Annotated in this window: 23 protein-coding genes; 3 read left to right on the top strand and 20 right to left on the bottom strand. The window is 60.7% G+C overall.

Features of this window, described 5'->3' with window-relative positions; genetic code table 11:
• Positions 1-354: 354 nt before the first annotated feature.
• Entirely contained in the window at positions 355-1,779 is a 1,425-nt protein-coding gene (locus KO536_RS19805; protein ID WP_219262710.1) for an FAD/NAD(P)-binding protein, read from the bottom strand.
• A gap of 94 nt (positions 1,780-1,873) precedes the next feature.
• On the bottom strand, positions 1,874-3,274 hold the full coding sequence (locus tag KO536_RS19800; RefSeq protein WP_219262709.1) for an LLM class flavin-dependent oxidoreductase: 1,401 nt from the start codon (positions 3,272-3,274) through the stop codon (positions 1,874-1,876).
• A 319-nt stretch (positions 3,275-3,593) separates the two neighbouring features.
• Between KO536_RS19800 and KO536_RS19795 the strand changes: the two genes are divergently transcribed.
• Positions 3,594-4,820 carry an acyl-CoA dehydrogenase family protein gene (locus tag KO536_RS19795; protein WP_219262708.1) on the top strand — a complete coding sequence of 409 codons (1,227 nt, stop codon included), beginning with the start codon at positions 3,594-3,596 and terminating at the stop codon, positions 4,818-4,820.
• Between the two features lies 1 nt (position 4,821).
• Here the strand turns inward: KO536_RS19795 and KO536_RS19790 are convergent, their stop codons facing one another.
• From KO536_RS19790 to KO536_RS19735, 12 genes are all read right to left on the bottom strand, one after another.
• A complete protein-coding gene (locus KO536_RS19790; RefSeq protein ID WP_133078515.1) occupies positions 4,822-5,805 on the bottom strand; it encodes an ABC transporter permease in 984 nt (327 codons plus the stop codon).
• Positions 5,802-6,797: an ABC transporter permease gene (locus tag KO536_RS19785; RefSeq protein WP_219262707.1), complete on the bottom strand. Its 996-nt coding sequence runs from the start codon at positions 6,795-6,797 to the stop codon at positions 5,802-5,804. The genes KO536_RS19790 and KO536_RS19785 overlap by 4 nt, the downstream gene beginning before the upstream one ends.
• Complete coding sequence (locus tag KO536_RS19780) at positions 6,784-8,325, bottom strand: sugar ABC transporter ATP-binding protein (RefSeq protein WP_219262775.1); 1,542 nt, start codon at positions 8,323-8,325, stop codon at positions 6,784-6,786. The genes KO536_RS19785 and KO536_RS19780 overlap by 14 nt, the downstream gene beginning before the upstream one ends.
• Positions 8,325-9,329 (bottom strand): sugar ABC transporter substrate-binding protein, encoded by a 1,005-nt coding sequence (locus KO536_RS19775; protein WP_219262706.1) that lies wholly within the window; start codon positions 9,327-9,329, stop codon positions 8,325-8,327. The genes KO536_RS19780 and KO536_RS19775 overlap by 1 nt, the downstream gene beginning before the upstream one ends.
• Positions 9,330-9,470: 141 nt before the next feature.
• Positions 9,471-10,415 carry a catechol 1,2-dioxygenase gene (catA, locus tag KO536_RS19770; RefSeq protein ID WP_219262705.1) on the bottom strand — a complete coding sequence of 315 codons (945 nt, stop codon included), beginning with the start codon at positions 10,413-10,415 and terminating at the stop codon, positions 9,471-9,473.
• 42 nt (positions 10,416-10,457) lie between these two features.
• Positions 10,458-10,748, bottom strand: a complete 291-nt coding sequence (gene catC, locus KO536_RS19765; protein WP_133078511.1) for a muconolactone Delta-isomerase — start codon at positions 10,746-10,748, stop codon at positions 10,458-10,460.
• Between the two features lie 48 nt (positions 10,749-10,796).
• Positions 10,797-11,915: a muconate cycloisomerase family protein gene (locus KO536_RS19760; RefSeq protein ID WP_219262704.1), complete on the bottom strand. Its 1,119-nt coding sequence runs from the start codon at positions 11,913-11,915 to the stop codon at positions 10,797-10,799.
• Between the two features lie 35 nt (positions 11,916-11,950).
• The gene (locus tag KO536_RS19755) at positions 11,951-12,712 is read right to left on the bottom strand and encodes a 1,6-dihydroxycyclohexa-2,4-diene-1-carboxylate dehydrogenase (protein ID WP_133078509.1); all 762 of its coding nucleotides are present in this window, start codon (positions 12,710-12,712) and stop codon (positions 11,951-11,953) included.
• A 22-nt stretch (positions 12,713-12,734) separates the two neighbouring features.
• Positions 12,735-13,745: a benzoate 1,2-dioxygenase electron transfer component BenC gene (benC, locus tag KO536_RS19750; protein ID WP_219262703.1), complete on the bottom strand. Its 1,011-nt coding sequence runs from the start codon at positions 13,743-13,745 to the stop codon at positions 12,735-12,737.
• 70 nt (positions 13,746-13,815) lie between these two features.
• Positions 13,816-14,304, bottom strand: coding sequence for a benzoate 1,2-dioxygenase small subunit (gene benB, locus KO536_RS19745; RefSeq protein WP_133078507.1), 489 nt, complete (start codon positions 14,302-14,304; stop codon positions 13,816-13,818).
• Complete coding sequence (gene benA / locus KO536_RS19740; protein WP_133078506.1) at positions 14,301-15,659, bottom strand: benzoate 1,2-dioxygenase large subunit; 1,359 nt, start codon at positions 15,657-15,659, stop codon at positions 14,301-14,303. The genes benB and benA overlap by 4 nt, the downstream gene beginning before the upstream one ends.
• Before the next feature lie 886 nt (positions 15,660-16,545).
• Complete coding sequence (locus KO536_RS19735; RefSeq protein ID WP_219262774.1) at positions 16,546-17,514, bottom strand: AraC family transcriptional regulator; 969 nt, start codon at positions 17,512-17,514, stop codon at positions 16,546-16,548.
• Between the two features lie 190 nt (positions 17,515-17,704).
• Here KO536_RS19735 and KO536_RS19730 point away from each other — a divergent pair, with 190 nt between their 5' ends.
• Positions 17,705-19,039, top strand: a complete 1,335-nt coding sequence (locus KO536_RS19730) for an amidohydrolase (RefSeq protein ID WP_133078505.1) — start codon at positions 17,705-17,707, stop codon at positions 19,037-19,039.
• 584 nt (positions 19,040-19,623) lie between these two features.
• Positions 19,624-19,953, top strand: coding sequence for a hypothetical protein (locus tag KO536_RS19725; RefSeq protein WP_219262702.1), 330 nt, complete (start codon positions 19,624-19,626; stop codon positions 19,951-19,953).
• Between the two features lie 69 nt (positions 19,954-20,022).
• Here KO536_RS19725 and KO536_RS19720 read toward each other — a convergent pair whose 3' ends face one another.
• From KO536_RS19720 to KO536_RS24350, 6 genes are all read right to left on the bottom strand, one after another.
• Positions 20,023-20,967, bottom strand: coding sequence for an electron transfer flavoprotein subunit alpha/FixB family protein (locus KO536_RS19720; protein WP_219262701.1), 945 nt, complete (start codon positions 20,965-20,967; stop codon positions 20,023-20,025).
• Between the two features lie 2 nt (positions 20,968-20,969).
• Positions 20,970-21,719 (bottom strand): electron transfer flavoprotein subunit beta/FixA family protein, encoded by a 750-nt coding sequence (locus KO536_RS19715; protein WP_219262700.1) that lies wholly within the window; start codon positions 21,717-21,719, stop codon positions 20,970-20,972.
• Between the two features lie 75 nt (positions 21,720-21,794).
• Positions 21,795-23,222, bottom strand: coding sequence for a cytosine permease (locus tag KO536_RS19710; protein WP_219262699.1), 1,428 nt, complete (start codon positions 23,220-23,222; stop codon positions 21,795-21,797).
• A gap of 131 nt (positions 23,223-23,353) precedes the next feature.
• Positions 23,354-24,496 (bottom strand): acyl-CoA dehydrogenase family protein, encoded by a 1,143-nt coding sequence (locus tag KO536_RS19705; RefSeq protein ID WP_219262698.1) that lies wholly within the window; start codon positions 24,494-24,496, stop codon positions 23,354-23,356.
• A complete protein-coding gene (locus KO536_RS19700; protein WP_219262697.1) occupies positions 24,493-25,653 on the bottom strand; it encodes a CaiB/BaiF CoA-transferase family protein in 1,161 nt (386 codons plus the stop codon). Before KO536_RS19700 ends, KO536_RS19705 begins: the two co-directional genes overlap by 4 nt.
• A gap of 141 nt (positions 25,654-25,794) precedes the next feature.
• A partial coding sequence (locus tag KO536_RS24350; protein ID WP_257623014.1) for a hypothetical protein occupies positions 25,795-25,905 on the bottom strand: 111 nt, incomplete at its 5' end.

Raw genomic sequence — 25,905 nt, 5'->3', positions numbered from 1 at the left:
TCGGCGTGAGATCGATAGTTGTTATGTTCTGTACACGGCAGAGGCCTTTAGAAGGCCGAGGGTAAGGACGAAAGGATTTGTTGTTATTTGAGTGGTGGGGTTGATTCTTGCCGACAGCCAGAACCGATCACAGAGGGAGGCAGGCCAAAAGGGGATTTATATGGCCATTGTGCGTGTCCGATTCTATGTCCGGGACGCAGATTCAGGGGCTAGCGCAAGACCTGCAGGAGCTGGCTTGCCTGCGATGCTGAGGACGCGGTCTTTCAGCCGTACCGCGTAGATGCCATCGCGAGCAAGCCCGCTCCCACAGGGATTTGTGCCAGACAGTGAATGCGGCCGACGCGGTCTGTCAGGTCAAAACTCTATAGCCAACCGATTGGCCAATGCCTTGGCTTGTAGTGCAACGTCCGTCACCGCAGTGCTTTCCCACCACATGCCACGCAACGGTGGGCCCATCGCAAACAGCCTTTGTCCCGGCTCGCCGTCGGCATTCAAAACCGCTCCGCCCGCGTCGGCGGCAATGCCCAGCCCCAGGTTGCCGGGCCGTATCAACCCACGCTGCAGCAGTTGCCGGGGCAAGGCTTTATCCACACGGCGCCAGTCGTACTCGATGCCGGTGGAGTTGATCAGCCCATCCCCTTGCACCCACACCGCTTCAGTTTGCCCACGGTAACGCAGTCGAATTCGAAGGCCGGCACTGTCTAAACCTTGCAGGGACGCGGCACGCACCGTCAGCCGACCTTCCTTGAGCAGCCGTTCCAGCAAGGCATTGCCCTGGGGCGGCGAACGATGGTGATGGCTTTCCCACCAGGGCCGGGCATGCCGCACAAATTGACGGCGCTGTGCATCACTGGCCTGGCTCCAAAGCCTTGGAATGTGCACCCGGACAGTGTCCAGCGGCGCCTGCCAGTCGATACCCTGCGCCTGCGCCAGCGCACATTGACGACGCAGTTCGCGCAGCAACTGCAAGGGGCTGCGCAGCTCCGGCGACAGGCTCAGAAAATCCTCCCAGGCGGGCGGCTGACGGCGCACATGGGGCAACAGGCCGTGACGCGAATACACGTCGATCGGCCCGCGATGACCCGCCTGGTCAAGGGATTCCAGGGCATCGATCATGGTCAGCCCCGAGCCGATGATCAGCACCCGGGCATCCGTCGGCAGTGCTCGCAATGCTTCGACATTCCACGGGTCCAGTGCCGCAGCGTTAAGGCCGCTGGACTCGCGCTGGGCCGTACGGGCCGCCGGGAACATGCCGGTTGCCAATACGGCCACTGCGCCCTGCCACCGGGCCCCCTCCTTGAGCGTGACCCTCACGCCGTGCTCCAGGGTTTGCAGGTCGATCACTTCATCGCGCACATGGGTCAGGCTGGAGCCATTCGCCTCGCCGATGATCAGTGCCTGCGCCAGACGCTGCTGGGCATACACGCCGAACAGCCCGCGGGGCGGGAACAATTCGCTGGCCGGTAGATCCTGGGCACCCGACTCCGGCCAGCCGCCGTCATCAAGGTGGGCCTGCAACCAACGTGTCAGGTCATCGGCATCATCGGGCTCGATGCTCATGCGCGCTGCATTACCGTTCAGGGTATGCCCCAGTTCGGTGGCGCTGTAAGCCTCGCCCCGGCCCAGCTCGGGCCTGGGCTCCACCAGCACGATGCGCCGGGCGCCGGGTAAGCGCAGCAGTTGCATGGCTAACAAGGTGCCGCTCAGGCCACCGCCCACAATCAATACATCGGCCTCACGGATGGCAGGAGTTGCCTGTCCGGTTTGCGGCTCACTCATGGTTACTCACTCGTTCTTGAAGTTATTAAGCGCTGAACGCAGGATCGATCACCCATGCTGCGTTCAGCTCACCCGCTGTGTCCAGCGCCGGGCTTCAGGCCCGTTGTTTTTCCTGGGCCCGATTAAGCTCGCCCAGGTTGCGATAGCCCGCCCCCGGGTGTCCTTCAGCCAGGCGGGGACCTTCGCCAAACAACTTCTCGCGCAGGGTGCCCGGGGCGTACTCCTTCTTGTACACACCGCGCTTTTGCAGCTCAGGCACCAGCAAATCCACGGCATCGATAAAGGTCTCGTGGGTCACCGCATAAGCCAGGTTGAAGCCGTCCACATCAGTCTCGGCCACCCACTCTTCGAGCAGGTCAGCCACGGTTTCAGGGCTGCCGACAAACAGCGGTCCGAAACCGCCGATGCCCACCCAGTCCGCCAGCGCATTGGGGGTCCAGAGGGTGTTCGGATCGGCCGTGGAGAAGGTTTCGACGGCGGACTGGATCGCATTGGTGTGCACGTGCTTGAGGGGCTCGTCAGGCTTGAACTGGCTGAAATCGATCCCGGTCCAGCCACTGATCAAGGCCATTGCACCTTCGTAGCTGACATAGCTTTTGTATTCTTCGAACTTGGCCTTGGCCAGTGCATCGGTCTCGCCGAGGATCACGGTCTGCAGGTTGAAAATCAGAATTTTCGAGGGGTCGCGCCCCGCCTCGGCGGCACGTCGACGAATATCGGCGACGGTTTTTTTCAGCAGCACCTTGGACGGCGCGGCCACAAACACACACTCGGCCTGCTCGGCTGCGAACTGCTTGCCCCGGCTGGAGGCGCCAGCCTGATAGAGCACCGGCGTACGCTGCGGCGAGGGTTCGCACAGGTGGATGCCCGGAACCTGGAAATGTTTGCCGTCGTGGCGGATTTCATGGATTTTGCTCGGGTCACTGAACACCCGCCGTTCACGGTCACGCAGGATGGCGCCCTCTTCCCAACTGCCTTCCCACAGCTTGTAGCAAACCTCCAGATACTCCTGGGCATAGTCATAGCGGGCATCGTGCTCGGTTAGGGTTTGCTGGCCGATGTTCTTGGCACCGCTTTCAAGGTAGGAGGTGACAATGTTCCAGCCCGCGCGGCCCTTGGTCAGGTGGTCAAGCGTCGACAGGCGCCGGGCAAAGGGGTACGGATGCTCGAACGACAACGACGCGGTCAGGCCAAACCCCAGGTGCTCCGTCACCAGGGCCATTGGCGGGATCAATTGCAGCGGATCATTGACCGGCACCTGTGCGCCCTGGCGGATCGCCGCATCGCCATTGCCGCGATACACGTCATAGATCCCCAGCACATCGGCGATAAACAGCCCGTCAAACTTGCCACGCTCCAGGATCCTGGCCAGGTCGGTCCAGTATTCAAGATCCTTGTACTGCCACGAGCGGTCACGGGGATGGGCCCACAGGCCCGGGGACTGATGGCCGACGCAGTTCATGTCGAAGGCATTCAAACGGATTTCACGGGACATCGAATTGCTCCTGACGCTACACATTGCAGGCGCTGTTGCACAGGCCGTGCCGGTTCTACGCCTGCTCTGCGGGAGCGGGCCTGGTCGAGATACGGGCGCCGCGATCCTTGAGTTAAACCGCGGCGATACCCCCGCGAGCAAGCCCGCTCCCACAGGGGTATTCGTGAGGGTGGCTGTGCTGTTTTCGTACACCTTGGCTTTTAACTGTTGGCCAGCAGTCAGTTGGCTTGAGCGAATCCCAGGCTTTGCGGGCTTGTCGCCAACGGCACAAACCATGCAATCCCCCATGACAGGAATCTTCCATTTCAGGAGAACTGCCATGACCGCTTCACCTCTGTCCGCGGGTACCGACTACGAAACCCTGGCCAATCGCTTTCGTCCCTTGTTCCGCAAAATCGCCGCCGGCAATGTTGAACGCGAACACGCTCGCGAGCTGCCCTACGAGCCCATTCGCTGGTTGAAACAGGCCGGTTTTGGCGCAATCAGAGTGCCCGTCGAGTATGGCGGTGCCGGTGCGTCCATCGGTCAATTGTTCCAGTTGCTGATCGAGCTGGCCGAAGCCGACTCCAACATTCCACAATCACTGCGCGGCCATTTTGCGTTTGTCGAAGACCGCCTCAATGCACCTCCTGGCCCGTTACGCGGGGCCTGGTTCGCACGCTTTGTGGCAGGTGAACTGGTAGGCAATGGCTGGACCGAGGTCGGCGCGGTCAAACTGGGGGAAATCCTCACCAAAATCACCCCCCACGGTGAGAACTACCTGCTCAACGGGGCCAAGTACTACAGCACCGGCAGTATCTTTGCCGACTGGATCGATGTGTACGCCCAACGCTCCGACAACGGCGCCGACGTGATTGCGCTGGTGCATGCAAGTCACCCCGGCGTGACCCAGAGCGATGATTGGGACGGCTTCGGGCAGCGCACCACCGGCAGCGGCACCTCGCAGTATGTGGATGTCCCCCTGAGCGCCGAACACGTGATTCCCTTCGAGACGCGGTTTAAATACCAGACGGCGTTTTATCAATTGGTGCTGCTGGCCGTACTGGCGGGCATTGGCCGTGCCGTGGAACGGGATATTGCCCAAGAGGTTCGCGAACGCAAACGGGTGTTCAGCCACGGCAATGCCGACACCGCCAGTGGCGACGCCCAGATCCTGCAGGTGGTCGGGCAGATATCGGCCCAGGTGTATGCGGCCGAAGCGGCTACTCTGCGCTCGGCGGAACCTCTGCAACGGGCCTATGTAGCGCGACTGGCCCAGGACACAGACGCCGAGCGCCAGGCCAACATCGATGCCGAAATCGAGACGTCAAAAGCTCAGGTCGTGGTGTCGGAGTTGATCCTGCGGGCGACCAGCGATCTGTTCAACGCCCTGGGGGCTTCAGGGGTCAGTGTGAGCAAGGCGCTGGATCGCCATTGGCGCAATGCCCGCACGGCAGCCTCCCACAACCCGTGGATATACAAGGCACGGATAGTCGGTGACTGGGCCGTCAACGGGACTGAGCCACTGTATGTGTGGCAGATCGGCAATAGCCTCAAGGCCGGATAGATCACGACGAGTGCCCCAACTGCAGGCGGCGGCTGGCGAAACTGAACGCCAGCACCAGCAAAATCAGCGCGCCGGTCGCCACCTGCTGCCAATAGAAGTTCCAGCCAATCAGCAACAGACCATTGGCAATCACATTGATGAACAACACCCCCAGCAACGTGCCGGGGATGTTGGCGCGCCCGGTTCGGCTCAGGGTGGTGCCCATGAACACCGCTCCAATGGCATTGATCAAGAACGCATTGCCCGACATCGGCACGTAGGCGTTGACCGTGGAACTGAGCACAATCCCGGCCACGGCACAGGCCAGCGCACTGGCGATAAACACCTTGAGGCTGATCACGCGGATTGACAGCCCCGAGTAGCGCGCCAGTTGCACCTGGGTGCCAACCGCCAGGATTTCTCGCCCCAGTCGCCCTCGGGCCAGTATCACCCCGTACCCCACCGCCACGCCCAGTACCAGCCACAACGGCAGCGGCACCCCCAGCCACGTCATACCGGTGAGCCCCGGCAAAACACTCTGCGCGATGTAGATCGGCTGCCCCCCTTCAGACAGTAATTGCTGAACGCTGATGCCGATAAACAACGTACCCAGGGTTGCCAGAAACGGCGTAATGCCAAGACCTGCGATCAGCCCCGCATTGAAGCCGCCCACCAGCACCCCGGCGAGCAAGGCTGCGGGTATCGCAATGGCCAGGCCATGACCGCCATTGAGCACCACCACAAAGGCCAGGCTGGCGAAGTCCAGCGCCGTGCCCACCGACAAGTCGATCCCCCCTGCCGCCACCGCCCAGGTCATGCCGATGGCAATTATCGCCAGCAGCACAAAATTGTTCAGCAGCAGGCTGCTCAGGTTGCCGAGGGTCAAGAACCCCGGCGCTGTCGCCGCGAAAAACCCAACGATCACGACGATCAATAGCGGCAGGATCCCCCGCAATGCGCGGGATAAAAACAGCGTAGACACGGGCGTTGCAGCGAGCGTGGTCATTGTCCGCCCTCCTCTGTGCGCAAGGCGCTGGACATGGCCACCACCACTAAAATAAGGACCCCCTGCACACCATTGACCCAGAAGCTGGCGATGTTCAGCAGTTGGAAACCGTTAATCAAAAAACCCAGCAACAGCGTCGCCAACAACGTGCCGGGGATGTTCGCCACCAGCCGCCTTGAAAACACCACCCCCAGAAAAGCGATGGCCACGACCGAGAGCAGCATTTCTCCGGAACCCGTGGTGCTGCCGCTGAAATACGCGGCCGAGCAAAAGGCGGCAATGGCGGCGCACAGCCCCGCGATCAGGTAACTGGAAAACACGTAGCGGCCCACCCCCAACCCGGCGGCCCGTGCCGCCTCGGGGTATTCGCCTACCGCGTACAAACGCAATCCATAAGGACTGTGCTGAATCAGCAGGCCCAGCAACAACGCCACACCCAGCAGCACCCAGGCCAGCGCAGGCACCTGCAGCCACTCGCCATTGGCCAGGGTGTCCAGCAACGCCGAATCGGTGGGCAACACGCTGTTCTGGGTCAGTACCAGCTCCAGCCCGGCAATCAGGTTCATGCTCGCCAGGGTTGCGAGCAGTGGCGGCAGGCGCAGCACCACCACGGTAAAACCGTTCAGGGCACCGACGGCCAGCCCGCAGAGCAAGGTCAGGCCAATAGCCTCCCCGGCCTGCAGTCCCGCGTTGTTCAGGCTGCTGTAGACCGCCGCACACAGGCCCAGATTGGCCGCCAGGGACAGATCGAGACCGCCCGAAACAACGTTGGAACCACCGCCGATCACCACGCAGGTGAGGCCAAAGGCGAGGATGCCCAGGATCGCCGACTGGGCAAACACGTTGGCAATGTTGCCCGGGCTGAGAAAGTTGGGCGCGCTGACCGCGAACACCGCCAGAATCAGCAGGAACGCCAGCAGTGAACCCCGGCGCAGCACCAGCAGGCCCAGCCTGCGCACTAAAGGCCGGGCGAGGATTTCAGACGAAGGCATGTTCAGGCTCCCGCTCGAAAGAAAGGCACGGGGCGGACAACTCACGGGCCCCTGTGGCGCAGGCCAGCAAACGGTCGCTGTCGACCTGGCGTGCATCGAACTCACCGGCCAGGGCCCCACGGTGCATCACCAGAATCCGGTCGGTAATACCCATCAGCTCCGGCAAGTCCGAGGACAGCACCAGCACTGCCGCGCCTTGCTGGGCAAGGCGGCCGATCAGGCGATAGATCTCGACCTTGGCCCCGATGTCGACCCCCACACTGGGCTCGTCAAGCAGGTACACCGCGCAGCCGCGACCCAGCCATTTACCCAGTGCGACTTTTTGCTGATTGCCGCCACTCAGTTGCCGGACCGGGGCGTCGCGGCCCGCAGTCTTGATACCCAGTTCAGCGATCAGTCGTTCGCTTTCCCGGGCCTCGGCCGCGGGGTTCATCAGCCCCCAGCGGCTGAACCGCGAAAGCCCGGCCAGGGTCAGGTTTTCAAGCACTGACAGCAGCGGCGCTACCCCGTGGCTGCGGCGTTCTTCAGGAACCAGCGCAATGCCTTTGCGAACGGCGTCGCGGGGGGACTTGAGGCGCACAAGGCGCCCCTGCAAGTGCACACTGCCACGGTCGGGCTGCACCAGGCCGAACAGGCTTTTAAGCAGTTCCTTGGCACCGGACCCCACCAGTCCGGTCAGCCCCAGCACCTCGCCCCGGCGCAGGCTCACATTGATGTCGTGATACGCAGAACCAAAACCCAAACCCTTGAGTTCAAGCACCACCTCACCCGGCTTGACCACATCTTTGGGGTACATCTCGCCGACGTCGCGATTGACCATCAGCCGGGCAATCTGCGTGGTCGAGGTGGTACGCGGATCGACCACCGCCACGGCCCGACCATTGCGCAGCACCGTAACCTGATCGCACAGGCTTTCGATTTCCTGCAGGTAGTGAGAGATATACACAATCGTCAGGCCTTGATCGCGCAAACGACGAATGATTGCCAACAGCTGATCGACTTCGCGCTTGACCAGGGACACGCTGGGTTCGTCGAACACCAGTATTTTGGGCTTGGCCAGCAAGGCCCGGGTAATTTGCAGAATCTGACGCTGCGCACTGTCCAGCTCGCTGACGAGTGCGCCCGCCGGGAACTCCAGATCAAAGTACTCACGTAACAGCCGTGCCGCCTCACGGTCCTGGGCGCGGCGCCGGACAAAAGGGCCGCACCTGAGTTCATGACCAAAGAACAGCGCTTCACCCACGGTAAAACGGGCGGGCAACAGACGCTCCTGATGAATGAAATGTACGCCCAAGGCCTCGACCTGACGCGGACTCAACGCAGTAAAGGGCTGCCCGTCGATCGCCAGGGTGCCGCTGTCGGCCCGGTGGATGCCAGCCAGTACCTTGATCAGGGTCGATTTGCCGGCGCCGTTCTCACCCACCAGGCCGTGAATCGAGCCGCGCTCGACCCACAGGTCTACGCCGTCCAGCGCCTGGGTAGGCCCGAAGCGCTTGGCGATACCCTGCAGATGCAGCGCGGGGGGAATCACTGATCGCCTCGCAGACGTTGCACCTGCTCAAGGTTGGCCGCGGTAGTGAGCAACGTCGGCACCTGGGTTTCCTTGGGCAAGTCATGCTGCCCGGCCAGATAGCGCGCCACATTCTGCACGGCGGTTTTACCGATCAGTGCCGGTTGCTGGGCCACCACTGCGCCCACCGGTGAGTCCTCGCGCTTAAGCAGCTCAAGCACTTCAGGCGTGCCGTCGACACCATAGGTTTTGATCTCCGTGCGCCCGGCGTCCACCAGCGCCTTGCTGGCGCCCAGTTGGGGAATATCCCAGGCGGACCAGATCGCGGTGACGCTGCCCTTGGGGTATTTGTTGAGCAGCGCGCTGACCTGGCTGTAGGCATCCTGCACGGTGTTGGGGATCACATCCCGCAGTTCGGGGTCGATGATGTTGAGTTCAGGATGATCCTTGAGGGCCAGCTTGAGCTGGTCATAACGGATCGCGCACACCGGCACGCCATAGAAGCCGTTGAACACCAGAATATTGCCCTTGCCACCGCTGTCTGCCACCAGTTGCCCGGCCAGGTTTTTACCCGTGGCGACATTGTCCGAAGTGGTGTTGTTGAGGCTGTATTGCGAGGGTGCGTCGATGGTGAACAGCGGTATACCGGCTTTGCTGATGCGCTTGAGCCACGGGTCAATCACACTCAGGGTGCCCAGGGTCTGGATCACGGCATCCGGCTTTTGCGTCACCACCGTCTGCAGTTGCGTCACCAGATTTTTATCATTGCGCCCGGCATCCAGGGTGATCGGCGTGCCGCCAAGGCGCTTGACCTCCTCGACCTGCGCTTCAAAGGCTTTCACATCGAAATAATGACTGGTGCCCGTCATGCTGATGGCGATGCGTTTGCCGGCCAGCGAAGGGACATCGCTGTCATCGGCGCTGACCAGTGTCGCAAGCCCTGTACTGACGACGGCCAGGGTCAGGGCTTGCCAGAGTCGGCTACGACGAATGAGCGGTTTGTTCGAAGCGGTTGCAGGCATGGGTGTGGTTCCTGAAGTGTTTTTTCAGGAACATTGCACAGACCATGCCGCTGTATCGATTCACCTTGCGGGCCCGGATTCAGGGCTCGTCCGGGGGGATTACCCGCCTCCGGAGTGCCCGGATTCACGCCTGGGTGTTGCTCAACTGTTGCTGGACGAACAGTTTTCCTGCAACGCCCGCGGGCGATGGCTGCGCAACTCGGCTGCCGGGGCGGCGGCCTGCTGCAGCTGGAAGTCGAAGGCAAGTTCGGCATATCGCCCCGTCACATCACGGGCGCCATCGTCGCGAAACTGCACTTCACCCACCAGACCTTCACGGGTGGCATAGGCAAAGTCGTCCCACAGGTACTTGTCGCCCGACAGGTTGATCTGGGTCGTCAGGTGCCGATGGCCGGGGGCCGAGATAAAGAAGTGCACATGGGCCGGACGCTGGCCGTGGCGCCCCAGCAGATCCAGGCATTCCTGGGTCGGCCCCTGTGGATCGCAGCCGTAGCCCGATGGCACGATACTGCGGGCGCGATAGCGACCTTCGGCATCCGTGATGATGCGCCGACGCAGGTTGTACTCAGACTGGCTCTGGTCGAAAAACGAATAGGTGCCCTTGGTGTTGGCGTGCCACAGGTCGACCGTGGCGCCAGCCAGCGGCTTGCCCTGGGCGTCGAACACCTGGCCTTCGAGGAACATCACAGTGGCGACACCCTCTTCACTGCCGTCGTCCATCCGCGCGTGCCCTTCGGACAGCGGCGCACCGGCCACGTACAGCGGGCCTTCGATGGTGCGAGGCGTGCCGCCGACCTGACCGGCCTGCTCATCCTTGGCGTCCTGCAACAGGTCGATAAAGTGCTCGATGCCCAGGCCTGCTACCAACAGACCGGCTTCCGAGCGGCCGCCCAGACGGTTGAGGTAGTCCACGGACTTCCAGAATTCGTCCTCGGTGATTTCAAGGTCTTCGATGATTTTTGCGCTGTCCTGCAGCACTCGCAGGATGATGCTTTTGAGACGCGGACTGCCATTGTCGCTGCCAAAGCCGGCGGCTTCTTTGAAGAAGCTCTGGATACCGTCAGTGTGGGATATTTTCACGGTCATGGGGCTCACCTTATCTTGTTCTTGTGCGAGGGAATGAAAGGGTTAGCGGTCGTCGTCATGGATCGAGGACGGGTGGCGGCAGAGCCCTTCGATCTCGATATCCATGTAGGGGAAGAGCGGCAATTGCAGCAGCGTGTCGTGCAAGGCCTCGACGCTGGCCACGTCAAATACGCTGTAGTTGGCGTAGTGCCCGGCAATGCGCCACAGGTGGCGCCACTTGCCTTCCTGTTGCAGGCGCTGGGCCAGTTCCTTTTCGTCGGCCTTGAGCGTCGCGGCCTTGGCCGGGTCCATGTCGAGTGGCAGGTTCACGGTCATTTTTACGTGGAAAAGCATGGGGGGGCTCCTTGAAAATCATTACTGCGGGTTTGGAAAGGACAAGTGTCAGCGGCTGAAGCGCGCCAGGCGTTCTTCGTCCAGCATCAGGCCCAGACCCGGGGTACGCGGAATGTGCAGCTCAAAATCCCGGTACTGGGGCGCCTCGGTCACGATGTCTTCGGTCAAAAGCAACGGCCCGAACAGTTCTGTGCCCCAGGTCAGTTGCTTGAGGGTGAGGAACGCATGGGCTGATGCCAGCGTGCCCACCGAACCTTCAAGCATGGTGCCGCCGTACAGGGCGATACCCGCAGCTTCGGCGATGTGCGCAGTACGCAGCACGGCGCGAGGGCCGCCGTTTTTGGCGATCTTGAGGGCGAATACGCTGGCCGCGCCGTCTGCCGCAAGGCTAAAGGCGTCTTCGACACTTTCGATGGACTCGTCGGCCATGATCGGCGCCGGACTGCGCTGGTTCAGGCGCACCTGGCCCGAGCGGTTGACCCGTGAAATCGGCTGTTCAATCAGGTCGATACCGTTGTCACCCAGCACCTGGCAGCCCCGGATGGCCTGGGATTCGTCCCAGTACTGGTTGACGTCGACGCGCACGCTGGCCCGGTCGCCCAAGGCCTTTTTAATGGCGAGCACATGCTTGAGGTCTTGCTCCAGCGGGTTGGCCCCAATCTTGAGCTTGAAGATCCGGTGACGGCGCACATCCAGCATCTGCTCGGCTTCGGCGATATCCCGGGCGGTGTCGCCACTGGCCAGGGTCCAGGCCACTTCCAGGCTGTCACGTACCCGACCGCCCAGCAGCTCGCTGACCGGCAGCCCCAGGCGCTTGCCCTGAGCGTCCAGCAACGCGCTTTCGATCCCGGACTTGGCAAACGTATTGCCTTTGGCAATCTTGTCCAGGGTCTGCATGGCGGCATTGATATTGTCCGCAGGCTTGCCCACCAGCATTGGCGCGAGGTGCGCATCAATGTTGGCCTTGATGCTTTCCGGGCTCTCGTACCCGTAGGCCAGGCCGCCGATGGTGGTGGCTTCGCCGATACCTTCGATGCCGTCGCTGCAACGCAGGCGCAGGATCACCAGGGTCTGCTTGCGCATGGTATGCATCGCCAGCGTGTGCGGGCGGATGGTGGGCAGGTCGACGATCAGGGTCGTCAGGCTTTCAATCAGGACTTGGTTCATTTCAGTCTTCCCGTCAGGTACTTGATACCGGCCCTTCAGCCGAGGTCGCCGCCGCCGACCGGCAGGGTTACGCCGGTGATATAGGAGGCTTCGTCGCTGGCCAGAAACAGGATCGCGCCGACCTGCTCATCGAGGCTGGCGTAGCGTTTCATCAAACTGCTGTCCAGGGTCTGGTCGACGATTTGCTGGTACCAGACTTTCTCGTCCGGGGTTTGCTCGGCGTCATTGCGCGCAATACGTCGCGGCGGTGCCTCGGTCCCCCCCGGTGCGGTGGCATTCACCCGAATGCCGCGCCCGGCGTTCTCGAACGCCAGGCAGGCAGTCAGTGCATTCACTCCGCCCTTGGCCGCGCCGTAAGGCACGCGGTTGACACTGCGGGTGGCGATTGAAGACACATTGACGATTGCGCCACGGCCCTGTTCCAGCATGTAGGGCAGCGCCGCATGGCAGCACCACAGGGTGGGGAACAACGAGCGGCGCACTTCAGCCTCGATTTCTTCGACCTGATAGTGCTCGAACGGCTTGGCCCAGATGGTGCCGCCCACGTTATTGATCAGCACATCGAGACGGCCAAAGGTTTTTACCGCCTCAGCCATCACCCGAGCGCAGTCGGTGTACTGTTCAAGGTCGGCCGTCAGGGTGAGCACGCCCTCGCCCTGCAGCTCGAAAACCAGTTCAGAACGATCCACCGCAATGACCTGCGCGCCTTCGGCCAGCAAGCGTTCACACACACGGCGTCCGATGCCTTGGGCTGCGCCGGTAACCAGCACGACCTTGTTGTCGAATCTGTTGTTCATGGCAACCTCGGTTAAAAAGGAATCAAGCGGCCGCGGCGAATTTTTCGTAGTAGAAATTGGCCGGTGTAATGCCTTGCTCACGGATGTAGAGGTTGACTGCCTCCACCATCGGCGGCGGGCCGCACAGGTACACGTCGACATCGCCCTGGTTCAGATGGCATGGCTCGATATGCTGGGTGACGTAGCCCTTGAGCGGATGCTGACTCTGCGGGTTGGCCACGCAGGCACTGAAGCTGAAGTTGGCAATGCGGGCGCTCAGGGCCTGCAGGCGGTCCATTTCAACCAGATCAAAGTCGTTGCTCACGCCATAGATCAGATGCACCGGGTGCGGGCTGCCCTGCTCGGCGATTTTTTCCAGCATTGCGGTAAACGGTGCCAGCCCCGTGCCTCCGGCCAGCAGCAACAGCGGGCGCTGGATCTGGCGCAAATAGAAGCTGCCCAGCGGCCCGGCCAGGGTCATGCTGTCGCCCGCCTTGGCAATCCCGGTCAAGAAGCTGCTCATCAATCCGCCGGGCACATTGCGAATCAGGAAACTGACCTCGCCATCCTTTTGCAGCGTGCTGAAGGAGTAAGCCCGCGACTGGTCGCTGCCCGGTACATTCAAGTTGACGTATTGACCCGGCAAGAAGGCCAGACTGCTCAGGGACTCGCCCTTGATCGACAGCGCAATGGTGCTCTCGGACAGCTGGCGCACATCGCTGATGCTCGCTTCAAAACTGGCCTGCTGGGTCTTGCACACTGTCGAAGAAGCGGGCACACGCAATACGCAGTCGCTGGCAGCACGCATCTGGCAGGTCAGCACGTAGCCCTGCTCGACTTCATCTTCACTCAGCGCGTCTTCGATATAGTCGTCGCCCAGCTCGTAGCGCCCGGCTTCGGCAAAGCACTTGCAGGTACCGCAGGCACCGTCGCGGCAGTCCAGCGGGATATTGATGCCCTGGCGGTAAGCCGCATCGGCGACGGTTTCCTGGCTGTTGGCTTCGATAAAACGGGTAACGCCGTCTTCGAAATTGAGCGCAATTTGAAAGCTCATAATGTACCTCGCAGGCGATGCCGGGCCGCAGGTGCCCGCAGGCACCTTCAGGCACGCATCACAGCGTTGATCAGATGTGGTAGATGTCGATGACCTGACGCACGTAGTCGTTCTTGAGCACTACTTTCTTGGCCTTGATCAGCGGCTGGGGGCCGCGCAGGTCGAGGGTGTAAAAGCTGGTGCCGAAGTAGCTGTCAGTGGTCTTGTAGCGAAAGCTCAGGGTGTGCCAGTTGAAGCGCACTTGGCACAGCCCGTCGGCCTCGTCGACGATCTCGATATTGCTCAGGTTGTGGGAGGTGCGGGTGTCGGGCATGGTCGCACTGGAGCGCTCGGTCTTGATCCGGAACACCCGGTCTTCCAGGCCGCCACGGCTGCCGTACCAGATCAGCGAAATTTCGCTTTGCGGGTCTTCGGTCAGGGTGTCGTTGTCGTCCCAGCACGGCATCCAGAAACTCGCATCGGCGGCGTACAGTTCCAGCCATTGATCCCACTGGCCGTCGTCCAGGTAACGCGCTTCGCGATACAGAAATTCGCACACCATTCCATAGAGGCTGTTCATTGCACGGCCTCCACGGGGATCAGCCCAGGCTCGCACGCCGTAGCCTTGAGCATGGTTTCCTGCCAGTACTTGTGTTGCAGCACAAACAGGCCTTCATCTTCGGTACGAACGCCGGACAGCAAGGGCTTGAGGTCGATTTCACGGGCACCGGCATCGGCACCTTCGACCCAGTGCTCGGCACCGCGAGACATATCGTTCCAGCCGCGACCTGCGCCGTAACCGGTCTGGCAGGAGCGGAACTCTTCCAGGTCATCCGGGGTGGCCATGCCGCTGACGTTGAAGAAATCTTCGTACTGGCGAATACGCTTGGTGCGCGCTTCACTGCTTTCGCCCTTGGGGGCGATGCAGTAAATGGTGATCTCGGTCTTGTCGACCGAGATGGGCCTGGCGATGCGGATTTGCGAGCTGAACTGATCCATCAGGTAGACGTTGGGATACAGGCACAGGTTGCGCGAGTTATCGATCATCCAGTCGGCGCGGGCCTGGCCGAAGTCCCGTGACAGCTCGTCGCGGCGCTCGTAGGCCGGGCGATCCTGGGGGTTGGCCCAGCGGGTCCAGAGCAGCAAATGGCCGTGGTCGAACGAGTAGAAACCGCCACCGCTCTTGGCCCAGCTACCGGCGCTCATGGTTTTGATTTCTTCACCGGCTTCACGCAGGGTGCGCTGGTTTTGCGTGGCGGCGTAGTTCCAGTGCACGGAGCTGACGTGGTAGCCATCGGCGCCGTTTTCAGCGGCGAGTTTCCAGTTGCCTTCGTAGATATAGGAACTGGCGCCGCGCAGTACTTCCAGGCCATCGGCGGACTGGTCGACGATCATGTCGATGATCTTGGCCGACTCACCCAGGTGTTCGGCCAGGGATTTGACGTCAGGGTTGAGACTGCCAAACAGAAAGCCGCGATAGGACTCGAAACGGGCAACTTTGGTCAGGTCGTGGGAACCTTCGCAGTTGAAACCTTCGGGGTAGCCGGCCGCGCTCGGGTCCTTGACCTTGAGCAGCTTGCCGCTGTTGTTGAAGGTCCAGCCGTGGAACGGGCAGGTGTAGCTGGCACGATTGCCGGTCTTGTGCCGGCACAGCATGGCGCCGCGATGGCTGCAGGCATTGAGGAAAGCGTTGAGCTCACCGGCCTTGTTGCGCGCGATAAAAATCGGCTGGCGCCCAATGGTGGTGGTCAGAAAGTCGTTAACGTTGGGGATCTGGCTCTCGTGGGCGAGGTAGATCCAGTTGCCCTCGAAGATGTGGGTCATTTCAAGTTCGAAGAGATCAGGGTCGGTAAACATCTCGCGCTTGCAGCGGTAGACGCCCTTGTCCTTGTCTTCTTCAAGCATGGCATTCAAGTAATCGATTCCCAGGGACATGGCCAGGGCCTCCGTTGTTATTGTTCAGGCCCGGTCAGGTTAGGGAGTCGATTCGAGAAGCAATATCCGTTTACTGCGGATCGTTATCCGATTAGTGCGCAGAGCTCTGTCACTACGTAGCCGCTGACGAGCTCCGCGAGGCTGCGATCGGGCACGCAGCGACCGCAAAACCATTCAATCCGATGCTTCAGATGCACCGCGATCATGCCGATCGCAGCCTTCGTTCCTCGTCAGCGACTTGTTTGTTGGCGCTAAAACGTTTTGTGCAAGGCTCTGTGGCGTCTGCGATGCATTTTGCTTTTGCTAGAGCCACACGTATGTCCAGACGACGCGAATGCCCATCACAGAAGGCCGAACGCAGGTGCTGTTATGGGGGTGGCGCGGCAGGACGCCGCGCCAGCCGCGATGGGCCATGGATGGCCCGTCGCGGCGTGCCTCCATGACAGTGCCGGAGTGAGGGAACCACCGAGCCTGGGCGAGGCGGCCGTATGGTAGGGCAAGCCTTTTTGGTTACTTTTTCGGCGTCTGGAAAAAGTGACCCGCCGTAAGGGCGGAACCCGTAGAAAGTCGTGACACATCGAATGGATATGTACTCGGCATCGCTGCGGGCGCATCGCAAAACAACTGGCACACGAGGTACATATCCAGCATTCGCGGTTAACTGAAACGATGGTTTCGCCCTTACGGCGAGTCCCTTTTGTCAAACAGCCACAAAAGGAACCAAAAAGGCCTTGCCCTGGCGTACGGCCCTCGCTCCGGCCTCCCGAAGGGCAGGCAGATCAAAAACCAGTGCAAAAACAAGATCAACTGCCCGCCGAGGCGGCCTACAGGCCGACCTTTTTAGCGAAGCACATTTCTCTGAACAGGCCGGCTGGCAACAGAGTATCTACAGGGCGACGCAATGCCGGCGCTTGAAGGTGCTCGAAGGCAGCTCGCCAAACTGCAAACGGTAGCTTTCGGAAAAACGGCCCAAGTGCATAAAGCCGTAATCGAGCGCCAGTTCCGTGAGGCTGCGTACCGTGCAGCTCGGGTCGTTCAGGCAGGCGTGGATACGCTCGAGCTTGCGCTGGCGGATGTATTGCAGGGGGGTAAAGCCCAACTGGCGTTCAAACAGGGTGTAGAGCGAGCGCGGACTCATGTGCGCCTGTGCGGCCAGGTCTTCACCGCTCAGGTCCTGCTTCAGGTTGCGTTCGATGTAGTCGAGGATGCGCTCGATACTGGCACTGGCAGAGGCCAGGTTTTCACGGCTGATGTTGGTCTGCATCAGCGTCAGCAACTTGCTGCCGATAATCTGCGTGTAGTGCTCCTGCACCCGCAGCAGCGGGTCGCTGGCCTCGGACTCCTGGCATACCATGCCCAGCAAGCCGAGAAAGCCTTCCAGCTCATCGAGCCTATAGTGATTGCGCATAAAGCGCACACCACCCGCAGGTCGCCGCCAGCGCTGATCGTCACACACCGATTCAAGCAAGCTGGCCGGTATTTTAAGGATGAATTTTTCGCAATCCTGGGAGTACGTCAGGTCGACCGGGTCGTCGGGATTGATCAGCAACAGCTCGCCCGGCACCAGATGGTGCTCACGGGTCGGGCCACGCCACAGGCAATTGCCGCTCAACAGGACCTGCAGGTGGAAGATGGTCTCCAGCGCAGGTGACGTCACGCGGACACTGCCGCCGTAACTGATGCGGCACAGGTCAAGTTCGGCGAATTTTCGGTGATTGAGGCTCGCCAGGGGGCGTGTGGTTCTGGAAAGGCCAATACAGTGCTGACCCACATGCAGGTTCACGTAATCGGATACGGCATGGGGGTCTGCGTGTCGGAACACGCTACTGCGTTCACTCAGCAGGCGGCTATCCATCGGCAAGGTACTCGGTGTTGTCATTTTTATGGGTGTCACGTACGCCAGAGTAGGCCCGCTCATGGGTGCAGATCAATTGGACCCTTGGCCAATGTTCGATAATCGAACGGTTTTAGCCAGCCGGTCGAACCACTCCGATGGGTGACGACATAACCTGTGCGGCCCAAAAACAACAAACAAGAGAAGCTCAATGCTTGCCCGTCTACGCCCTGCCCCTCTGTACCTCGCGCTATTGAGCGCACTGACTGCCACCGCCAGCCAGGCCGCGGACCTGAGCTGGGTCGATCCCGCCGTCGATTCGGTCAACGCCCAGGTCATCTCGCTGCGCCATACCCTTCACCAGAACCCCGAAATGGGCAATCAGGAGTTCAAGACCGCTGCATTGGTCGCCGAACAGCTCAAGAGCCTGGGTTTGCAGGTGCGCACCCAAGTGGGCAAGACGGGGGTGGTGGCCGTGCTCAAGGGCGGACTCCCCGGCCCGGTGATGGCCCTGCGCGCCGACATGGACGCACTGCCTGTCAAGGAGATGACCGGCCTGCCGTACGCCAGCACGGCCACCGGTACCCGCCTGGGCAAAACCGTTCCGGTCATGCACGCCTGCGGCCATGACACCCATACCGCCATGCTGGTGGGCGCAGCCCGAGTACTGGCCGAACACCGTGATCAGGTCGCGGGCACGGTCGTATTTCTGTTCCAGCCCGCAGAAGAAGGCGCGGCGGACGTGGACGAGTTCGAGTCCGATGCCTTGATTGGCGCCCAGGCCATGATCCGCGACGGTGCACTGGACTCGCCCAAGGTCGAAGCCATCTTCGGCGTGCACGTGATGGCGGGTTATCCCACCGGCCACCTGTATTACAAGGCCGGTACCGTACTCAACAGCAGCGACGGCTTTCGCATCATCGTCAAGGGCAAGCAGACCCACGGCTCGGCGCCCTGGAGCGGAGTTGACCCCGTGGTGGCCAGTGCAGGCATCATCAACGGCCTGCAGACCCTGGTCAGCCGGCGCGCCGACCTGACCCAGGGGATGGGGGTGATCAGCGTCGGCACCGTCAATGCAGGTTCGGCGGCCAACATCATTCCAGAGACCGTGGAAATGACCGGTACCATCCGCAGCAACAGCGCGGCGGTGCGCGACACCCTGCTGAAAAAAATGCCGCCGCTGGTGCAAGGCATTGCCAGCGCCTATGAGACCGAAGCCAACCTGTTGCTGGTCAACCATGCGCCGGTCACCACCAACGACCCGCAACTGACGGCGGCCATGGTCCCGGCGCTTGAACTCGCAGCGCCCGGCAAGGTGCAACGGCTGGAGGCATCCCTGTCGCCCAGCGAAGACTTCTCGTACTACGCCGAGAAAGTGCCGGGGCTGTTCGTCTTCCTGGGGGCCACGCCTGAAGACCAGGACATGAGCAAAGTGGCGAATAACCACAGCCCCTACTTCACCGCCGATGACCAAACCCTGGCCACGGGCGTAAAGGCCCATGTGCAGTTTGTGATGAATTATCCGGGGCGGGTGCGCAGCCTCTAGCTTGATTCTGCAGGCGCTTCAACGCGCCGGCTCACCCCACCTGATCTAACCCCAGGCAGCCCGTCGCCCAGCGAAACATCGCGGCGCGGGCTGCGTGTGCCCGGGCTTGACGGGATGACCGGCATGCTGAAAAACGACCCGTCAGTCACATATGTAGTGCTCGAAAATAATCACTACATATGTATTGACGACACGATTTTCCCCCAGCATTATGCAGACGTCTTCCCCACCGGAAGCGCTGGAAAGGGTTGTTGCAAGCATGTCCGACGAGCTGTCGGGCTGTTCCGGGATAGGTACTGCCCACAAGGCAGAATTGATGAAGCTGACCTGGCTTGATCGTCCGCGTCAAAGACGACAGAGGCTAGCGAAACGTCCTCAAGAAGCTTGTGGCTGATGCGTCATGTCACCCTGGCATCCTGGTTCACGCTGATCTCCCTCGCTTTACGCTCTTTATGTAGTGCCGGGTTTTACGACTACATATGACGAACTCAAGACAGATCTGCTTTAGATGGACACTACGTAGCGCTGCAGGTGCAGTTGCGCGAATCAATTAGACAGATCAACGAGTGGTCAAGGAGTTAGCTATGAACCTGAATAACCAACCGACTGTTAACGAGCTGGCTCGACTCTTCGCCGCCCAGAAAGACACGCTGAACGATCACATTCTGTGGATCAGTGACGCCGGTGATGTTCGTATCGATGCAGTGACTTCGTGCAAGGAAGAAACCAGTTTCGAGGAGGACCGTCCACAGATGCGAGCCCACCTCAAAATGTACCGCCGTGGCCAAGGCTACGTGGGCAAGAAGGCTGCCGCCGATAGCGACTACATGGCGCGCATCCTGCAAACCTTGACCCTGACCTGGGAAAAGGCTCAAACAGAGCCTGCACTGGTCAAAGTTAACAGCTACAGCTGATAACCCCTGCTGTACCAAAAAGCCCCCGGACAATCTCCGGGGGCTTTTTTGCATCTCTCACCTCTGGGGTCAGATTGCCTGTTCCAGTTCAGGCACAGCTTCGAACAAGTCCGCTACCAGGCCGTAATCGGCCACCTGGAAGATCGGTGCTTCTTCGTCCTTGTTGATCGCAACGATCACCTTGGAGTCTTTCATGCCGGCCAGATGCTGGATCGCGCCGGAAATGCCCACCGCGATGTACAGCTGTGGCGCAACGATTTTGCCGGTCTGGCCGACCTGCATGTCGTTAGGCACAAAACCTGCGTCCACTGCTGCGCGGGAAGCCCCCACACCGGCACCCAGCTTGTCCGCCAGAGAATACAGATACTTGAAGTTGTCACCGTTCTGCATGCCGCGACCACCGGAAACGACGATCTTGGCAGCGGTCAGTTCAGGGCGGTCCGACTTGGCCAGTACTTCGCCAACAAACGACGAAGTGCCTGCATCGTGAACCGCTGCAACCACTTCAACCGCTGCCGAACCACCTTCTGCGGCAACCGGGTCGAAACCGGTCGCACGTACGGTGATCACTTTTACCGGCGCAGTGGACTGCACGGTGGCAATGGCATTGCCGGCATAGATCGGACGCGTGAAAGTATCAGCGCTGACGACCGAAATGATCTCGGAGATCTGATCCACGTCCAACTGCGCAGCAACGCGCGGCAGGATGTTTTTGCCGTTGGACGTGGCAGCCGCCAGGATGTGGCTGTAGCCAGCACCCCCTGCCCCTTGAACAAGAGCAGCAACCAATGGCGCCACGTTTTCAGGCAACTGATGGGCGTAAGCCGCATTGTCGGCGACCAGCACTTTAGCCACGCCAGCGATTTTCGCGGCGGCCTCGGCTACAGCGCCAATGCCCTGGCCTGCAACCAACACGTGCAAATCACCGCCAATTTTGGCAGCAGCAGCCACCGTATTCAGGGTTGCCGATGCAATGCCCGCACCGTCATGCTCTGCGATTATCAGGACAGTCATGCTCAGATCACCTTCGCTTCGTTTTTCAGTTTCTCGACCAGTTCAGCCACCGACTTGACCTTGATGCCAGCGCTGCGTGCTGCAGGCGCTTCAACTTTCAGGGTTTTGTTGGTCGAAGCCGTGGAAACACCCAACGCGTCCGGGGTCAGCACTTCAAGCGGCTTCTTCTTGGCTTTCATAATGTTTGGCAAGGACGCATAACGCGGCTCGTTCAAACGCAGGTCAGTGGTGACGATCGCTGGCAAGCTCAGCGAAACAGTTTGCGCGCCGCCATCCACTTCACGGGTCACGGCAACCTTGTCACCTGCCACTTCGACTTTGGAAGCGAAAGTGCCCTGACCGAAACCGGTCAGCGCAGCCAGCATCTGGCCGGTCTGGTTGTTGTCGCTGTCGATGGCCTGTTTGCCCAGGATCACCAGCTGAGGCTGTTCCTTGTCGACAACGGCCTTGAGCAGCTTGGCTACGGCCAGGGAGGTCAGGTCTTCGGCGGACTCGACGAGAATGGCGCGATCTGCACCCAGTGCCAGCGCGGTACGCAGCTGTTCCTGAGCGGTGGCCGGGCCGATGGAGACGACGACGATTTCAGTCGCAATCCCTTTTTCCTTAAGGCGTACGGCTTCTTCCACAGCGATTTCGCAGAAGGGGTTCATCGACATCTTGACGTTGGCGAGGTCAACGCCGGAGTTGTCCGCTTTGACGCGCACTTTAACGTTGTAATCGACCACGCGCTTGATACAGGCCAGCACCTTCATAGTTTCTTCCTCTATGGCTACAGGGGCAGTGCCGACAACAAACAGCACTGCGCACCTGTGTTGATTGGATAGCCCTTAAACCGTTGCGGGCTCGACGGGCAAAATCAGTTGATCCGGCAACGACTGCACCGACTTGCGCGCCACGAGGTAATACACCAGCGCAGGCAGCGTCAGGCCGATGATCCACGAGATATCAGTCCCGCCCAGTTGCTCCACCAGAGGCCCGGTGTAGAAGCTGGTCGCAATGAACGGCAATTGAACCACCACCCCAAAGGCGTAGACCAGAATACCGCGCAGGTTCCAGCGCCCGTATCGGCCATTCGGGTTAGACAAGGCCGGCACGTCGTACCGCTCTTTGCTGATCAGGTAGAAGTCCACCAGGTTGATCGCGCTCCACGGGGTGAAAAACGCCAGCAAAAACAGGATAAATGCCGAGAAATCCTTGAGAAACGAATGCTGCCCCAGCAGCGCCAGTGCGGTGGCAAAACCCACCATCAGCAGGATGTAAAACAGGCGCAGGGGTTTGGATATGTCGTGATTACCGCGAAAACCGCTGACAATAGTCGCCAACGACATGAAACTGCCGTAGGCATTGAGCGTGGTGATGGTCACCTTGCCGAACACCACGCAGAAATACAGCACCGCCGCCATCACCCCGCTCGCCCCCATGCCGACGATGTACGACACCTCATGTCCGGCAAATTGGCTTCCCGCCAGCGCCGCCACAAACACACCGAAAACCATCGAGATTTGCGAGCCGACCACAGAGCCAAGCCCCACCGCCAGAAAGGTTTTCAACGAAGAGGTGTTGGCAGGCAAGTAACGCGAGTAGTCCGCAACATATGGTCCAAAGGCGATCTGCCAGGATGCGGACAACGAAATGGCCAGGAGAAAACTGCTCAGCGAAAAGTGTTTATTGCTGAGCAGCAGGCCAATGTCGTTTTGTGAAATCAAGGTGTAGAACAGGTAGAAAAACGCCAGCACCCCGACCACGCTCGCCACGCGGCCGATCATGTGAATGGTGCGATACCCCAGAACGGTCAGCAGTACGATCAGCGCAGCAAAAATCAAGATGCCCCACGAATCGCTCACCCCGACCAACTGCCCCACGGCCTGCCCGGCCAGCACCGAACCGCTGGCTGAAAAGCCCACATACATCAGGCACACCAGCACAATCGGGATCACGGCGCCGTAGACGCCGAATTGCACGCGGCTGGAAATCATCTGCGGCAACCCCAGTTTCGGGCCCTGTGCAGCGTGCAACGCCATGATGGTGCCGCCCAGCACCTGCCCGATCAAAAGGCCGATCAACGACCAGAACACATCGCCGCCCAGCACCACGGCCAGGGCCCCGGTGACAATCGCGGTCACTTGCAGGTTGGCCCCGAACCACAGGGTGAATTGACTGAACAGGCGGCCGTGGCGCTCCGATTCAGGGATGTAATCAATAGAACGCTGTTCGACCAGCGAGGCCCGTGGTGAATCCTGGTTGTGCGTGGACATAAGCAGTTCCTTCAGGCTGGCACCCAAGGTGCGCCGTGTTGTTTTGGGAAAGACTTTTCCAATCCTTGACCGAACCTCAGTGCATCCTTGCAACAGCGGGCAGGCTCCAATCCGAACCTGCCACAGACCGACTATCTGGCGGCGTCGAGCAAGGCACGGGAGATGATGATTTTCTGCACTTCGGAAGTGCCTTCGAAAATCCGCAGGATTCGCGCGTCACGCACATAGCGCTCCAGCGGCAAGTCCCGGCTGTAGCCATAACCGCCGTGCAATTGCAGCGCGGCATCGGTGATAAACCCCGCACATTCGGCGGCCACCAGCTTGGCGGTGGCCGAGTCCAGGCTGAAGCGCTCGCCGCTGTCACGCCGGGCGGCAGCTTTCATGGTCAGCATGCGCGCACTTTCAAGCTGTGCGTACATGTCTGCCAGCCGCCATTGCGTGCCTTGATAGGCCGCCAGCGGCTTGGGACCGATCTGACGTTCACGCACCCAGCTCAGGCTGGCTTGCAGTGCAGCATTGGCAATGCCGAGCGACATGGCCGCGACTTCCACCCGCCCGCGATCCAGCACCGCCATTGCCGTGTTGAAACCCTGACCCTCAACACCCAGCAGCGCCGACTCCGGCAGCCAGCAATCGAGGGACAGCTCATAGATGGTACTGCCACGCAGGCCCATGGTTTTTTCCGGGCTGGAGAAGCTGATACCCGCTGTTCCACGGGGCACCATAAATGCGCTTATGCCCTTGTGACCGGCGTCTGCGTCAGTCTTGACGTAGAGCACGATAAAGTCCGCTTCCTTGGCGTTGGTGATGTAGTGCTTGCTGCCGCGCACACGCCAGCCGCCCTCTTCCCGCACTGCGCGGCTACGCATGTCGGCCGGATTGGAGCCCGCCGCCGGTTCGGTCAGGGCGAAGGCTCCGAGCAATTCGCCACTGGCCGCCCGTGGCAGCCACTCCTGCTTTTGCTCTTCTGTGCCGCCAAGCAGGATCGAGTCAGTGGCCAAAAAGTGCGCGGTCATGGCCGATGCGGTGGAGGCACAGGCACCCGCCACCGCTTCCACCACACGACTCATGGCAAGACTGCCGATGCCCAGGCCGCCATACTCTTCTGGCAGGTTGATCCCCATGCAGCCCAAATCCCCCAGGGCCCTGATGCTCGCCAGACAGAACGACTCCGTTTCGTCGTAGTGCTGGGCCAGCGGTTGAATCACTTCACGGGCCACTTGCTCGGCACTTTCGACCACGGCCAACTCTTCTGCAGTCATTTCGAAGTTCATGGTTGTACTCCTGCTTTGTTCAAGCCAAATAGGGCGTTGTCTGCTCCCAAACGCGGGGCAATGGTGGTCGCGTGGGGTTTGTGGCCGTTGAAGAAAACCGGTTGCGGCACCAGCGGCAGCGCTGCGCCCTCCGGCTGGAACTGCAACTGGCGAACACGGGCGTGCTCACTGCCTGCTGCTTCGGCCAGATCCCATACCGGGGAAGACGGCACACCGGCATCGAGCAAGCCATCGCATAACTGCTCGACGCTGTGTTGTGTGGTCCAGGCTTCAATGGCGGCCCGTAGCGCAGGCTCGTTCAGGGTGCGCTGGGTGTCATTGATGAAGCGCGCATCCGTCGCCAGTTCCGGCTGCCCCATGCTCTGGCACAAACGCTCAAACAGACGATTGCTCGCCACTGCAATCACCACCAGGCCATCCGCTGCACGGTAGGTGTCAAAGGGCGTCGAAACCGGATGCCGATTACCGACCAGCCCCGGAGCCACACCGTTGGCGTAAAGGTTGGACAAGCCCGTCATTTGCAGGCTGAACAACACGTCAAACATGGCCACATCGATGTACTGCGCCCCCGGCGCATGCCGTTCGCGGGCAAACAGTGCCGAGCTGATTGCCCAGGCGGCATAGACGCCAGCGCACAGATCACCGATGGCCTCACCGCTGCGAGTCGGGCCGGTGGCGGCAAAGCCGGTGACACTCATCAGGCCGGACATGGCCTGCGCCACGATGTCGTAGGCTGGACGCCTGGACAGCGGGCCTTCCTGGCCAAAGCCGGAAATACTGGCGTAGATCAGGCGCGGGTTGTGCTGCTTGAGACTATCGAAATCGATACCCAGGCGCTGAGTGACACCGGGGCGGAAGTTCTCCACCACTACATCGGCATCGGCTACCAGTTCATAGAAGCGCTGACGGTCCGCAGGGTTTTTAAAATCGATCTCAACGCTTCGCTTGCCGCGGTTTATCAAGCCGAAGTAGACACTTTCACCGTCCAGGAACGGCCCCAGATGACGGGCATCATCGCCCTCCTCGGGCACTTCAAACTTGATGACATCGGCCCCCAGGTCAGCAAGCATCGCGGTGCAATGTGGCCCGGCCAGTACGCGACTGATGTCCAGTACACGAACGCCTTGCAGTTGCTGGGTAAACGGATTGTTGCTCATGCTCACACCCTCTGAATATCCGCAAACAAGCCCGTACTGTGTCGCCGGGCCTGCCTGCAATTGAATCGCCTCGTATCGCCTGAAGCACCGAGGCGTCTGCATCGCGAGCAAGCCCGCCCCCACAGGGTTCGTGCCCGTGGGTCAGCCGTTGATCATCGGCAGGTTCAGGCCCTGCTCGTTTGCACAGTCGATGGCGATGTCGTAGCCCGCATCTGCGTGACGCATCACGCCGGTTGCCGGGTCGTTGTGCAG

The organism is Pseudomonas sp. NKUCC02_KPG, from assembly GCF_019345465.1.
Taxonomy (GTDB): Bacteria; Pseudomonadota; Gammaproteobacteria; order Pseudomonadales; family Pseudomonadaceae; genus Aquipseudomonas.
Note: the sequence above shows the minus strand (reverse complement) of the source record. Positions and strands in the feature narration are given on the sequence as shown.

What these genes read in the sequence shown, in the direction of transcription:
- KO536_RS19805 (WP_219262710.1), bottom strand. Translation starts at nt 1,779, where the DNA reads ATGAGTGAGCCGCAAACCGGACAGGCAACTCCTGCCATCCGTGAGGCC.
- KO536_RS19800 (WP_219262709.1), bottom strand. Translation starts at nt 3,274, where the DNA reads ATGTCCCGTGAAATCCGTTTGAATGCCTTCGACATGAACTGCGTCGGC.
- KO536_RS19795 (WP_219262708.1), top strand. Translation starts at nt 3,594, where the DNA reads ATGACCGCTTCACCTCTGTCCGCGGGTACCGACTACGAAACCCTGGCC.
- KO536_RS19790 (WP_133078515.1), bottom strand. Translation starts at nt 5,805, where the DNA reads ATGACCACGCTCGCTGCAACGCCCGTGTCTACGCTGTTTTTATCCCGC.
- KO536_RS19785 (WP_219262707.1), bottom strand. Translation starts at nt 6,797, where the DNA reads ATGCCTTCGTCTGAAATCCTCGCCCGGCCTTTAGTGCGCAGGCTGGGC.
- KO536_RS19775 (WP_219262706.1), bottom strand. Translation starts at nt 9,329, where the DNA reads ATGCCTGCAACCGCTTCGAACAAACCGCTCATTCGTCGTAGCCGACTC.
- catA (WP_219262705.1), bottom strand. Translation starts at nt 10,415, where the DNA reads ATGACCGTGAAAATATCCCACACTGACGGTATCCAGAGCTTCTTCAAA.
- catC (WP_133078511.1), bottom strand. Translation starts at nt 10,748, where the DNA reads ATGCTTTTCCACGTAAAAATGACCGTGAACCTGCCACTCGACATGGAC.
- KO536_RS19760 (WP_219262704.1), bottom strand. Translation starts at nt 11,915, where the DNA reads ATGAACCAAGTCCTGATTGAAAGCCTGACGACCCTGATCGTCGACCTG.
- KO536_RS19755 (WP_133078509.1), bottom strand. Translation starts at nt 12,712, where the DNA reads ATGAACAACAGATTCGACAACAAGGTCGTGCTGGTTACCGGCGCAGCC.
- benC (WP_219262703.1), bottom strand. Translation starts at nt 13,745, where the DNA reads ATGAGCTTTCAAATTGCGCTCAATTTCGAAGACGGCGTTACCCGTTTT.
- benB (WP_133078507.1), bottom strand. Translation starts at nt 14,304, where the DNA reads ATGAACAGCCTCTATGGAATGGTGTGCGAATTTCTGTATCGCGAAGCG.
- benA (WP_133078506.1), bottom strand. Translation starts at nt 15,659, where the DNA reads ATGTCCCTGGGAATCGATTACTTGAATGCCATGCTTGAAGAAGACAAG.
- KO536_RS19735 (WP_219262774.1), bottom strand. Translation starts at nt 17,514, where the DNA reads ATGGATAGCCGCCTGCTGAGTGAACGCAGTAGCGTGTTCCGACACGCA.
- KO536_RS19730 (WP_133078505.1), top strand. Translation starts at nt 17,705, where the DNA reads ATGCTTGCCCGTCTACGCCCTGCCCCTCTGTACCTCGCGCTATTGAGC.
- KO536_RS19725 (WP_219262702.1), top strand. Translation starts at nt 19,624, where the DNA reads ATGAACCTGAATAACCAACCGACTGTTAACGAGCTGGCTCGACTCTTC.
- KO536_RS19720 (WP_219262701.1), bottom strand. Translation starts at nt 20,967, where the DNA reads ATGACTGTCCTGATAATCGCAGAGCATGACGGTGCGGGCATTGCATCG.
- KO536_RS19715 (WP_219262700.1), bottom strand. Translation starts at nt 21,719, where the DNA reads ATGAAGGTGCTGGCCTGTATCAAGCGCGTGGTCGATTACAACGTTAAA.
- KO536_RS19710 (WP_219262699.1), bottom strand. Translation starts at nt 23,222, where the DNA reads ATGTCCACGCACAACCAGGATTCACCACGGGCCTCGCTGGTCGAACAG.
- KO536_RS19705 (WP_219262698.1), bottom strand. Translation starts at nt 24,496, where the DNA reads ATGAACTTCGAAATGACTGCAGAAGAGTTGGCCGTGGTCGAAAGTGCC.
- KO536_RS19700 (WP_219262697.1), bottom strand. Translation starts at nt 25,653, where the DNA reads ATGAGCAACAATCCGTTTACCCAGCAACTGCAAGGCGTTCGTGTACTG.